At 71.6% G+C, this 12,009-nt stretch carries 9 protein-coding genes; 5 read left to right on the top strand and 4 right to left on the bottom strand.

Translation table 11 applies throughout. The annotated features are described in order from the left end of the window. Positions 1 to 191 precede the first annotated feature (191 nt). A complete protein-coding gene (locus ACPT94_RS29600) occupies positions 192 to 1,580 on the bottom strand; it encodes a M16 family metallopeptidase (protein WP_360343641.1) in 1,389 nt (462 codons plus the stop codon). Continuing rightward, a complete protein-coding gene (locus ACPT94_RS29595; RefSeq protein ID WP_360343638.1) occupies positions 1,577 to 2,929 on the bottom strand; it encodes a M16 family metallopeptidase in 1,353 nt (450 codons plus the stop codon). Before ACPT94_RS29595 ends, ACPT94_RS29600 begins: the two co-directional genes overlap by 4 nt. Before the next feature lie 320 nt (positions 2,930 to 3,249). On the opposite strand from ACPT94_RS29595, the gene ACPT94_RS29590 reads away from it, so the two are divergent. Further along, the gene (locus tag ACPT94_RS29590; RefSeq protein WP_360343635.1) at positions 3,250 to 5,706 is read left to right on the top strand and encodes a DNA gyrase/topoisomerase IV subunit A; all 2,457 of its coding nucleotides are present in this window, start codon (positions 3,250 to 3,252) and stop codon (positions 5,704 to 5,706) included. Here the strand turns inward: ACPT94_RS29590 and ACPT94_RS29585 are convergent. Further along, complete coding sequence (locus ACPT94_RS29585) at positions 5,703 to 6,794, bottom strand: CobW family GTP-binding protein (protein WP_360343631.1); 1,092 nt, start codon at positions 6,792 to 6,794, stop codon at positions 5,703 to 5,705. The two genes, ACPT94_RS29590 and ACPT94_RS29585, sit on opposite strands and share 4 nt — an antisense overlap. A gap of 320 nt (positions 6,795 to 7,114) precedes the next feature. Here ACPT94_RS29585 and ACPT94_RS29580 point away from each other — a divergent pair, with 320 nt between their 5' ends. Then, a complete protein-coding gene (locus tag ACPT94_RS29580; RefSeq protein WP_425247228.1) occupies positions 7,115 to 7,684 on the top strand; it encodes a DUF6082 family protein in 570 nt (189 codons plus the stop codon). A 236-nt stretch (positions 7,685 to 7,920) separates the two neighbouring features. Here ACPT94_RS29580 and ACPT94_RS29575 read toward each other — a convergent pair whose 3' ends face one another. After that, on the bottom strand, positions 7,921 to 8,157 hold the full coding sequence (locus tag ACPT94_RS29575) for a hypothetical protein (protein ID WP_189147568.1): 237 nt from the start codon (positions 8,155 to 8,157) through the stop codon (positions 7,921 to 7,923). A gap of 402 nt (positions 8,158 to 8,559) precedes the next feature. Here ACPT94_RS29575 and ACPT94_RS29570 point away from each other — a divergent pair, with 402 nt between their 5' ends. From ACPT94_RS29570 to ACPT94_RS29560, 3 genes are all read left to right on the top strand, one after another. Continuing rightward, the gene (locus ACPT94_RS29570; protein ID WP_425247227.1) at positions 8,560 to 9,501 is read left to right on the top strand and encodes a ferredoxin family protein; all 942 of its coding nucleotides are present in this window, start codon (positions 8,560 to 8,562) and stop codon (positions 9,499 to 9,501) included. 124 nt (positions 9,502 to 9,625) lie between these two features. After that, positions 9,626 to 11,296 carry an ATP-binding protein gene (locus ACPT94_RS29565; RefSeq protein ID WP_425247226.1) on the top strand — a complete coding sequence of 557 codons (1,671 nt, stop codon included), beginning with the start codon at positions 9,626 to 9,628 and terminating at the stop codon, positions 11,294 to 11,296. Continuing rightward, positions 11,293 to 11,973 (top strand): response regulator, encoded by a 681-nt coding sequence (locus ACPT94_RS29560; RefSeq protein ID WP_360343618.1) that lies wholly within the window; start codon positions 11,293 to 11,295, stop codon positions 11,971 to 11,973. The genes ACPT94_RS29565 and ACPT94_RS29560 overlap by 4 nt, the downstream gene beginning before the upstream one ends. Positions 11,974 to 12,009 lie beyond the last annotated feature (36 nt).

Here is a 12,009-nt window from a genome sequence, read left to right as displayed (position 1 = left end):
GGTGGGCGGCTCGTCTGCGGGGGGGGGGGGGCGCCCGCGGGGGGGGGGGGGGCCCCCCCACCTCCCACGAGCTCGAACAACCTCGCGTGGGGGCACCCCGTCGCCCCGCTCACCCGGGCTGACGAGGCGCCGTCGCTGTCCTGCGACCCGATCCGCCGGACAGGCCCTACGCGCGCGTGCCGTCGCGGCGCCTACTCCGCGGAGACGACCTTCACCGCGCCGATGCCGAGGGCCTCGACCGGCTCCTTGATCTGGGCGGCGTCACCGACGAGGACGGTCACCAGGCGGTCCACCGGGAAGGCGCTCACAACCGCCGCGGTGGCCTCCACGGTGCCGGTCACGGCGAGCTGCTGGTACAGCGTCGCCTGGTAGTCGTCGGGCAGGTGCTGCTCGACCTGGTCGGCCAGAGTGCCGGCGACGGCCGCGGCGGTCTCGTACTTCAGCGGTGCCACCCCGACGAGGTTCTGCACGGCGACGTCGCGCTCGGTGTCGGTCAGACCTCCCTCGGCGAGGGTGCGCAGCACCTGCCAGAGGTCCGCCAGCGCGGGACCGGTGTTCGGCGTGTCGACGGAGCCGCTGATGGCGAGCATCGCGGCGCCCGTGCCGTCCGGCGCGGACCTCAGGACCTGGCCGAAGGCGCGCACGCCGTAGGTGTAGCCCTTCTCCTCGCGCAGGACGCGGTCCAGGCGGGAGGTGAGGGTGCCGCCGAGGCAGTACGTGCCGAGCACCTGGGCGGGCCACACGCGCGCGTGCCGGTCGGGGCCGATGCGGCCGATCAGCAGCTGCGTCTGGACGGCGCCGGGGCGGTCCACGATGACGACCCGGCCGGTGTCGTCGGCGGTCACCGGCGGCACGGGCCGCGGCTGCGCCGAGGAGCCCGTCCAGGCGCCCAGGGTGTCGCCGAGGAGCGCGTCCAGGTCGACGCCGGTGAGGTCGCCGACGACCACGGCGGTCGCCGTGGCGGGGCGGACGTGCTTCTCGTAGAAGGCCCGGACGGCCGCCGAGTCGATGTTCTCGACGGTCTCCGCGGTGCCCTGGCGCGGGCGCGACATGCGCACGTCGGAGGGGAACAGCTCCTTGGAGAGCTCCTTGGCGGCACGCCGGGAGGGGTTGGCCAGCTCGTGCGGGATCTCGTCCAGACGGTTGCGGACGAGGCGCTCGACCTCGCTGTCGGCGAACGCGGGCGCCCTGAGGGCGTCGGCGATCAGGCCGAGGGCCTTGGCGAGGCGGGAGGCCGGGACCTCCAGGCTGAGGCGGACGCCGGGGTGGTCGGCGTGTGCGTCGAGGGTGGCGCCGCAGCGCTCCAGCTCGGCGGCGAACTCCTCGGCGGAGTGCTTGTCGGTGCCCTCGGAGAAGGCGCGCGCCATGATCGTGGCGACGCCGTCGAGGCCGGCCGGCTCGGCGTCCAGGGGCGCGTCGAGGAGGACCTCGACGGCGACGACCTGCTGGCCGGGGCGGTGGCAGTGCAGGACGGTCAGGCCGTTGTCGAGCGTCCCGCGCGCGGGGGCCGGAAACGCCCAGGGCCTGGCCTCGCCCGCCTGCGGCTGGGGGTGGAAGTCCATCGTGGCGAGCTCGGTCACTTGGCCGCCTCCTCGTTCTCGTCCTCGTCGGCGGTGTTGTCGGTGGGCTCGGTGGGCTCGTAGACCAGCACGGCCCGGTTGTCGGGGCGCAGCCGGGCCTGGGCGATCTCCCGCACCTCCTCCGCCGTCACGTCCAGCACGCGCTGGACGGCGGTCAGGGCGAGCTGCGGGTCGCCGAACAGCACGGCGAACCGGCACAGTTCGTCGGCGCGGCCGGCGACCGTGCCGAGCCGGTCCAGCCACTCGCGCTCCAACTGCGCCTGGGCGCGCTCCATTTCCTCCGCCGTGGGGCCCTCCTCGGCGAACCGGGCGAGCTCCTCGTCGATCGCGGCCTCGATGACCGGCACCTCGACCTCGCCGGACGTCTTCACGTCCAGCCAGCCCAGGGAGGGCGCTCCCGCGAGGCGCAGCAGACCGAAGCCCGCCGCCACCGCCGTACGGTCGCGGCGGACGAGACGGTTGTAGAGGCGGGAGGACTCGCCGCCGCCGAGGACGGTGAGCGCCAGGTCGACCGCGTCGCACGCGCGCGTGCCGTCCTGCGGCAGGCGGTAGGCGGCCATCAGGGCGCGGGCCGGGACCTCCTCCTCGACGATCTCGCGCAGCTGCTCGCCGATGATGTCGGGGAGCGAGCCGTCACGCGGTTCGGGCTTGCCGTCGTGGCCGGGGATGGAGCCGAAGTACTTCTCGATCCAGGCGAGCGTCTGCTCCGGGTCGATGTCGCCGACGACCGACAGGACGGCGTTGTTCGGCGCGTAGTAGGTGCGGAAGAACGCCCGCGCGTCCTCCAGGGTCGCCGCGTCCAGGTCGGCCATCGAGCCGATCGGCGTGTGGTGGTAGGGGTGGCCGTCCGGGTAGGCGAGGGCGGTCAGCTTCTCGAAGGCCGTGCCGTAGGGGACGTTGTCGTAGCGCTGGCGGCGCTCGTTCTTGACGACGTCGCGCTGGTTCTCCATGGACTCGTCGTCCAGGGCGGCCAGGAGCGAGCCCATGCGGTCGGCCTCCAGCCAGAGGGCGAGCTCCAGCTGGTGGGCGGGCATGGTCTCGAAGTAGTTGGTGCGCTCGAAGCTGGTGGTGCCGTTGAGCGAGCCGCCCGCGCCCTGGACCAGCTCGAAGTGGCCGTTGCCCTTGACCTGCGCGGAGCCCTGGAACATCAAGTGCTCGAAAAGGTGAGCAAGACCGGTACGCCCCTTGACTTCATGGCGCGAACCGACGTCGTACCAGAGGCACACCGCCGCCACGGGGGTCAGGTGGTCCTCGGAGAGCACCACGCGCAGGCCGTTGGCCAGGCGGTGCTCGGTCGCTGTCAGGCCCCCGGAGCCTGCCTGGGCTGTGGCCGTGTGACCCATGGGCATGTACGTCCCTTCCGATCGCGGACGCGGTCGTCGAAACCGCGGTTTTCCTGCCGGTCCTGCCACTGTATGCAAGCGTGCGGAGCGTCGGCGAAGTTCCCGCGGGACGTACGCCGAGAGCGAGATCGCGTAGCCTGCGGGCAGCCGTGGAGGAGGCGCGCCTCCAGCCGGGCCGGACGCCGACGTCAGGGTCCCGGCCCGGACTGTCAGTGCCACGGTCCACAATGGTCGGCATCAGATCCCGTCACACGCTTCAGCAAGAGTGAGCCGAAGGGCGATCGCCCCTCAGGCGAGCGACCAGGAAACAGGAGGAGCCGGCAGCGATGGCCCGCCGCAGCACGAAGACCCCGCCGCCCGACGACTCGTACGAGGAGAAGATCCTCGACATCGACGTCGTCGACGAGATGCAGGGCTCCTTCCTCGAGTACGCGTACTCGGTCATCTACTCCCGGGCCCTGCCGGACGCCCGCGACGGCCTGAAGCCGGTGCACCGCCGCATCGTCTACCAGATGAACGAGATGGGCCTGCGTCCGGACCGCGGCTATGTGAAGTGCGCCCGCGTCGTCGGCGAGGTCATGGGCAAGCTGCACCCGCACGGCGACGCGTCGATCTACGACGCCCTGGTGCGCATGGCCCAGCCCTTCTCCATGCGCGTGCCACTGGTCGACGGACATGGCAACTTCGGCTCGCTGGGCAATGACGACCCGCCGGCCGCCATGCGGTACACGGAGTGCCGCCAGGCCGCGGCGACAAGCCTGATGACGGAGTCGATCGACGAGGACACGGTCGACTTCGCGCCCAACTACGACGGCCAGGAGCAGGAGCCGGTGGCGCTGCCCGCCGCCTTCCCGAACCTCCTGGTCAACGGCTCCTCGGGCATCGCGGTCGGCATGGCCACCAACATGCCGCCGCACAATCTGGGCGAGGTCATCGCGGCCGCCCGCCACCTGATCCGCTACCCGAACGCGGACCTGGACGCCCTGATGCGGCACGTCCCCGGCCCCGACCTGCCCACCGGCGGCCGGATCGTCGGCCTCTCCGGGATCAGGGACGCGTACGAGACGGGCCGCGGCACCTTCAAGATCCGCGCCACGGTGTCGGTGGAGACCGTCACGGCCCGCCGCAAGGGCCTGGTCATCACCGAGCTGCCTTTCACGGTCGGCCCGGAGAAGGTCATCGCCAAGATCAAGGACCTGGTCGGCTCGAAGAAGATCCAGGGCATCGCCGACGTCAAGGACCTCACCGACCGCGCGCACGGCCTGCGCCTGGTCATCGAGATCAAGAACGGCTTCGTGCCGGAGGCGGTCCTGGAGCAGCTCTACAAGCTGACGCCGATGGAGGAGTCCTTCGGCATCAACAACGTGGCGCTGGTCGACGGCCAGCCGCTCACGCTGGGCCTGAAGGAGCTCCTCGAGGTCTACCTCGACCACCGCTTCGAGGTCGTGCGGCGGCGCAGCGAGTTCCGCCGGGGCAAGCGGCGCGACCGCCTGCACCTGGTGGAGGGCCTGCTCACGGCGCTCGTCGACATCGACGAGGTCATCCGCCTGATCCGCTCCAGCGAGAACAGCGCGCAGGCCAAGGAGCGCCTGATGGAGCGCTTCTCCCTGTCGGAGGTCCAGACCCAGTACATCCTGGACACGCCGCTGCGCCGTCTGACCAAGTACGACCGGATCGAGCTGGAGGCGGAGAAGGAGAAGCTCAACGAGGAGATCGCCGAGCTGACCCGGATCCTCGAGTCGGACGCGGAGCTGCGCAAGCTGGTCTCGGCCGAACTGGCGGCGGTGGCCAAGAAGTTCGGTACCGAGCGGCGTACGGTCCTGCTGGAGTCGGGGGCCACCACGGCCGCCACCGTACCGCTGCAGGTCGCCGACGACCCCTGCCGTGTGCTGCTCTCCTCGACGGGCCTGCTGGCCCGTACGGCGAACAGCGAGCCCTTCCAGGAGGACGCGGACGGCAGGCGCACCAAGCACGACGTGATCGTCTCCGCGGTGCCGACCACCGCGCGCGGCGAGATCGGCGCGGTCACCTCGGCGGGCCGGCTGCTGCGGATCAACGTCATCGACCTGCCGCAGCTCCCGGACACGGCGTCGGCGCCGAACCTGTCGGGCGGTGCCCCGCTGGCCGAGTTCGTCTCCCTCGAGGGTGACGAGACGGTGGTCTGCCTGACCACGCTCGACGAGTCCTCTCCGGGCCTGGCGCTCGGTACGGAACAGGGCGTCGTGAAGCGCGTGGTGCCGGACTACCCGTCCAACAAGGAGGAGCTGGAGGTCATCACCCTCAAGGAGGGCGACCGGATCGTCGGCGCGGTCGAGCTGCGCACGGGCGATGAGGACCTGGTCTTCATCACGGACGACGCCCAGCTGCTGCGCTACCAGGCCTCGCAGGTCCGACCGCAGGGCCGTCCGGCGGGCGGTATGGCGGGCATCAAGCTCGCCGAGGGCGCGAAGGTGATCTCGTTCACGGCGGTGGACCCGGCGGTCGACGCGGTGGTCTTCACGGTCGCGGGCTCGCGCGGCACCCTGGACGACTCCGTCCAGACGACCGCCAAGCTGACCCCGTTCGACCAGTACCCGCGCAAGGGCCGCGCCACCGGCGGTGTGCGCTGCCAGCGGTTCCTGAAGGGCGAGGACTGCCTGTCCCTGGCCTGGGCGGGCGCGGCGCCGGCGCGGGCCGCGCAGAAGAACGGCACGCCGGCCGAGCTCCCCGAGATGGACCCGCGCCGCGACGGCTCGGGCGTCTCGCTGGCGAAGACCGTGGCGGTGGTGGCGGGCCCGGTCTAGTAGGCCTCCTCGAAGACCTCGTCGGCGGGGTCGTGTACGACCTCGTCCTCGGGGTCCTGTACGTAGCGCAGGACGCCCCACATGCCGTGCTCGTCGGCGTGTGGGGCGTCGCTCGCGCACGCCCGCAGTTCCTCGCCGAGGGCGGGCGCGTCGATGCCGGAGCCGATGAGGACGAGCTGCGTGAGGCGCTCCCCGGTGGGTCCCCAGGGCTCCGGGTAGAAGCGCAGGAAGCGGCCGACGGCGTGCACGGCGTACCGGTGGGCGGGGTCGTGCGGGCCGAAGTCGACGTACCCCTTGATCCGGTAGAGGCCCTCACGGCGGCTGTCGAGGAACAGCATCAACCGGCGGGGGTCGAGGGGGACTTCGGAGACGAAGGAGAGGCTGTCGTAGGCGGTGTGCAGGTGAGCGGCGTGGTCGTCGTGCTCGTCGTCGCCCTGGCGGTGCAGGTCGTCGAAGGAGAGCTGCCCGACGCGCTCCTCACTGGGACGGCAGTCGAAGAGGAACTCGGGGTCGATGCGGCCATAGGTGGCGGGGACGACGGCGGCCCGGTCGGTGAGGGAGCGGACGAGTCCCAGGACGCGGTCGGCGTCGGGCGTGCGGTCCAGCTTGTTCACGACGACGAGATCGGCGAGGGCGAGGTGCCGGTCGATCTCGGGATGCCTGGCGCGGGTCGCGTCGAACTCGGCGGCGTCGACGACCTCGACGAGCCCGCCGTAGACGATGCTGGGATGCTCGCTGGCCAGGACCATGCGAACGAGTTCCTGGGGCTCGGCGAGCCCGCTGGCCTCGATGACGATGACGTCGATGCCGGCGGAGGGGCGGGCGAGGCGTTCGAGGTAGACGTCGAGCTCACTGGCGTCGACGGCGCAGCAGAGACAGCCGTTGCCGAGGGAGACGGTGGAGTCGCCGAGCGCGCCCGCCACGGCCAGGGCGTCGATCTCTATGGCGCCGAAGTCGTTCACGATCGCGCCGATCCGGCTGCCTCCGCTGCGGTGCAGGAGGTGGTTGAGCAGAGTCGTCTTGCCGGAGCCGAGGAATCCGGCGAGAACGACGACCGGAATCTGCTGCGGAGTGCGGCTCTGCGTCAATGTGCGACCTCTCTGGCACCTACGCGTGCACCGGCTCACGGTTCGGCGCACGTTCGAAGACTGAATGCCGACCCAGGATACGAGCGGGAAGAATCACCGCGAAGTGAACGATTGTTAGCAGCACTTGCGGGGCAGACGTTCGTCAAGGCGCCCTGGCGTGCGACCCTCACTTCCCTCCGTGCGCCTCTCCTCCGCCTCCCCGCCGATCAGAGCCGCTCGGCACTCTGGGAGACGGCAAGCGCCACCCACCCGCTCGCCGGTCCCCGTCAGTCCACCCGCATCCGACGACCGGCTGACGGTCGCCTGATTCGGGGGTTGACATGGCCACACAGAGGAACAAGGCGGGGAGGCTGGGTTCCGCCACGCTCGGCATCCTGCTCGTCACCGCCACGGTGACGCTGGCGGCGCGCCGGTTGCGCCTCGACGCGGCACGCCGGGAAGAGCGGCGGCTGGAACTCGAGGAGTTGGCGATTCGGCGCAAGGCTCTCGCCCACCAGCAGCGCATGCACTGGGAACTGACGGCCAGGGCGATCGACGATCCCTCCCTGGCCGCGGTCATCGACACCTACGACAAGACCATCCCCGCGGAGAAGCGCCGCCAGTTCCTCTACGCCAATGCGTGGTACACCCACCTCTTCCATCTCTACCAGGCGGAACTCCTGGACCGGGAGGAGCTGTACCGGCATCTGCGCGAGTTCTTCCAGAGCTCTGTCTTCCGTGAGTACTGGCAGGCGTCGAGGGACCAGCGCGCGAGCCTCAACGAAGCGTCCGAGGAGGCCAGGATCGGACGGATGATCGACGGTTTGGTCGCGGACCTGGACGATGCCGATACGGACGAGTGGTGGGTGGTGGGCAATCCGCCCACGGATGACGACGAAGCGGAGCAATGACTCGCCCACGACGATGTCCATGGGGTGCGGCGGCTCGACGGGAACCGGGTCCGCTCGGGCTGCCGAAGAACACGTGGGCCTGGTGCCGTTCTGACGCCAGGCCGCACCGGTGGTGATCGAGCAGTGACGGGGTGCCGGGCTGCTCGCCGGGTGACCGCCCGGCTCGCTCAACGGTTGGGTGCGGCCGGGTGTGGATGACGGGACGGGTCCACGGGTGGACGCGCTCCTGCGGTGGGTCAGGCGTCGGGGATGTCTGCCTTGGCGCGGATCAGGGTCTCTCTGCTCACGATGACGATGCGTTCGTAGTCGGCACGAGCAGCGTCCGCGGGTAGTTCACCGTCCAGCGCCTCGGTGGCCTCGGTGCCGATGACGGCGAAGTTGCCGTCGCTGAGTTCGAACACGTCCGGGCACGTGGCTCCCGAGTTACTGCCTCGGGCGCTTGGGGGCACACCGATGCGGCGCACGATCTTCAAGGGGTATCGGTCCTTCGACAAGTGGTGGGCAGGACTGTACGAGATTAGCGAGGCCCACGCGGCGAGATGGACGAAAGTCATCCATGGTGTGCGTGAGTTGACCGGTATGGCTGAGGCGGGAGAGGCCGCGCATCGAGGGGCGGGAGACCAGCGGGAGCGCGGGATGCGGCGCCGCACGGTGCGGAGAGCGCGCTCCGACGCAGGTGTCCGAGCGGGCACGGGGGTGCCTTCAGTCGAGCCCGTCGACTGCTCATCAAGGCTGCGACACCGCTGTGACCAGGACAGACGCGACAACCCACAGCGGCATGCGCGCCGCAGGAGCGGCACGCGCGCGTGCGGCTCGGGGAGGACACATGGCCCTCCGGAAGCCGCACGGCCCGAAGTCAGGTTAGGCTCACCTCTGTGAGTACGTGCACGGCCGTCTCGCAGGACCTTGACGAGCCCATGTCCGCGACCGCGCCCACGGCGAGGACCTGGCTCCTGCTGGAACAGCCCGGCCCCTGGGGCGCCAAGGCCCTCGTTTCGAGCCACCTCGACCCAGCCCTGGGCCGCGCCCTGGAGACCGCCTCGCAGGGCACGGGCGTACGCGTCGCGCTCATCCGCCGCCCGGGACGCCACGCGGACTTCGCCGGCACGCCGCCCGTGCGCCGCGTGTACGCGGCCCACACCGTCCCCGGACGCGTGTGGCTGCGCAGCGCCACGACCAGCGACCCGAGTCGGCTGCTGGACCTTGACTTCGCCGCGCTCGGCCGGGGCGACCATCACAGCTTCGACACCGCGCTCCAGGGCCGGCCCCACACCGGTGACCCACTCGCCCTCGTCTGCACGAACGGCAAGCGCGACCGCTGCTGCGCGCTGCTGGGCCGCCCCCTCGCCGCCGAACTCACCGCCTCGGGCGTGGAGGGCGTCTGGGAGGTCACCCATCTGGGTGGTCACCGCTTCTCTCCCACCGTGCTCGTCCTGCCGCACGGCTACGCGTACGGCCGCGCCGAGGCGCACACCGTCAAGGAGGTGCTGCACGGCGTCCAGGAGGGCCGGATCGTCGTGGAGGGCTGCCGCGGGCGATCAGCCTGGGAGCGACCCGGCCAGGCGGCGGAGCTGGCCGTGCGTGACGCGATCGGCGAGTACGCGGCAGAGGCCCTCGGCGTCGTCCATACGCACGGCGAGGCGCCGCGCTGGGAGGTGACCGTCGCGCACGCCGACGGGCGTCACTGGACGGTCGTCGTGGCCGCGAGCGCGGCCCTGCCGCCCCGGCCGGAGAGCTGTGGGGCGTCGGTCCTGGGCTCACCGGCGCGGATGGACGTGGTCGCGGTGCGCGAGCTGGCGACGGCACTGGCGAGCTGAGACCGTGCATCCGGGCTGACGCCGTCCCGGGGAGACGGCCGAACCGTTTCCGCGGGAGCCGGTCAGGAGATCCCCACCACACACCCCTACGGCTGGGCGGGCCCGTCCACGTACCGTCATGGGTATGAGCTCCACTCCCCCCGTCCGCCGCCTGCGCCTCGGAATGCCCCGGCGTGTGTTCTCGCAGGTGCTGCTGATGCAGCTGGCGATCGCCGCGGGAGTCGTGGTGCTCGCGACGGGGCTGTTCCTCGCCCCTCTCAGCCATCAGCTGGACGACCAGGCGATGCGCCGCGCCCTCGCGATAGCGCAGACCACGGCGGCGGTGCCGCAGATCGCCGAGGACCTGCAGACCACACGGCCGTCGGTCGGCGGCCCGGTGCAGCGGGAGGCGGAGCGGATCCGCAAGGCCAGCGGCGCCGAGTACGTCGTGGTGATGGACCTCCACGGGACACGCTGGTCGCACACCGATCCCGAGGAGGTCGGCGGGCATGTCTCGACGGATCCCAGCCAGGCCCTGGCCGGCCGGGACGTCATGGAGATCGACAGCGGCACCCTGGGCCGCTCGGCCCGCGGCAAGGTGCCCCTGCGGGACAGCGACGGCAGGATCATCGGGGCGGTCTCGGTCGGCATCGAGTACGACAGCGTGCGCGCCCGTCTGATCCACGCGATCCCCGGGCTGTTCGCGTACGCGGGGGGCGCGCTCGCCGTGGGGGCGCTGGCCGCCTGGCTGATCTCCCGACGGGTCCAGCGGCAGACCCGTGACCTGGCCTTCTCCGACATCTCGGCGCTGCTGGCGGAGCGTGAGGCGATGCTGCACGGCATCCGGGAGGGCGTGGTCGCCCTGGACCGCGCCGGACGCGTCCGCCTGCTCAACGACGAGGCGCAGCGCCTCCTGGGCATCGGGGACGAGGCGGTGGGCCGCTCGCCCGACGAGGCGCTCGGTGAGGGCCGTACGGCCGATGTCCTGGCCGGCCGGGTGGCCGGCACGGACCTTCTCACCGTCCGTGGGCAGCGTGTGCTGGTCGCGAACCGTATGCCCACCGACGACGGCGGCGCCGTGGCCACCCTGCGCGACCGCACCGAGCTGGAACAGCTCGGCCGCGAACTCGACTCGACCCGTGGACTGATCGACGCGCTGCGCGCCCAGGACCACGAGCACGCCAACCGCATGCACACCCTGCTCGGGCTGCTCGAACTGGAGATGTACGACGACGCCGTGGACTTCGTGGGCGAGGTGGTCGGCGACCACCGGGCGACATCCGAACAGGTGACCGAGAAGATCGAGGATCCGCTGCTCGCCGCCCTTCTGGTCGGCAAGGCCACGGTCGCGGCCGAGCGCGGTGTCGCGCTGGGGCTCTCCGAGCGCACCCGGCTTCCCGACCGTCTGGTCGACCCGCGCGGGCTGGTCACGATCGTCGGCAACCTGGTGGACAACGCCCTCGACGCCGTCGCGGGCACGCCGCACGCGCGCGTGGAGGTCGAACTGCGCGCCGAGGAACGTACCGTCGTCCTGCGGGTACGGGACACGGGACCCGGAATCCCGGCGGAACATCGCGAGTCGGTCTTCACCGAGGGCTGGTCCACGAAGAAGCCGCCGGCCCACGGCAAGCGCGGCATCGGGCTCTCCCTGGTACGCCGGCTCGCCGAGCGGCAGGGCGGCAGCGCGTCCGTCGACGCGGCGCTCGGCGGGGGCGCCGAGTTCACCGTCGTCCTGCCCGAGGCGCTGGCCCAGCCGGGCCTGGAACCCGCCCTGGCCGCACCCGCTAAGAGCACTGTCGAGGAGGAGTCGCGATGATCGAGGTCCTGGTCGTGGACGACGACACCAGGGTCGCCCAGGTCAACGCCGCCTACGTCGAGAAGGTGCCGGGCTTCCACGTCGCCGGCGAGGCGCACAGCGCCGCCGAGGCGCTGCGTCAGCTGGAGCTGCTGCCCCATCTGGACCTGGTTCTGCTGGACCACTACCTGCCCGACGAGACGGGTCTGGAGGTCGTCCAGGAGATGCGCCGACGCGGCCACCAGACGGACGTGATCATGGTGACGGCCGCGCGGGACGTCTCGACCGTGCAGGCGGCGATGCGGCAGGGCGCGCTGCAGTACCTGGTCAAGCCGTTCGCCTTCGCCGGCCTGCGCGCCAAGCTGGAGGCGTACGCGGAGCTGCGTCGCACGCTCGACGGCGGCGGTGAGGCCGAACAGGCCGACGTCGACCGCATCTTCGGCGCACTGTCCGCCGCGTCGGAGCCGGGGCTGCCCAAGGGGCACTCCCCCACCACCGCCGAACTCGTACGCCAGTCCCTGATGAACGCCCAGGGTCCCCTGTCCGCCCAGGAGATCGCCGACCGAACCGGGGTGAGCCGCCAGACCGCCCAGCGCTACCTCAAGCTCCTGGAGCGCACCGGCAGGGCCCGTCTGACCCTGAAGTACGGCGACGCGGGCCGCCCGGAACACCGTTACGTGTGGGCGACCCGCGCCTGAGGACACGGCCCCAGGGCGGGGAAGGGCCGCGCCCCC

Source organism: Streptomyces aurantiaciflavus, from assembly GCF_049808595.1.
Classification (GTDB): domain Bacteria; phylum Actinomycetota; class Actinomycetes; order Streptomycetales; family Streptomycetaceae; genus Streptomyces.
The sequence above is the reverse complement of the archived record's forward strand: the minus strand, read 5'-3'. Positions and strand labels throughout refer to the sequence as shown.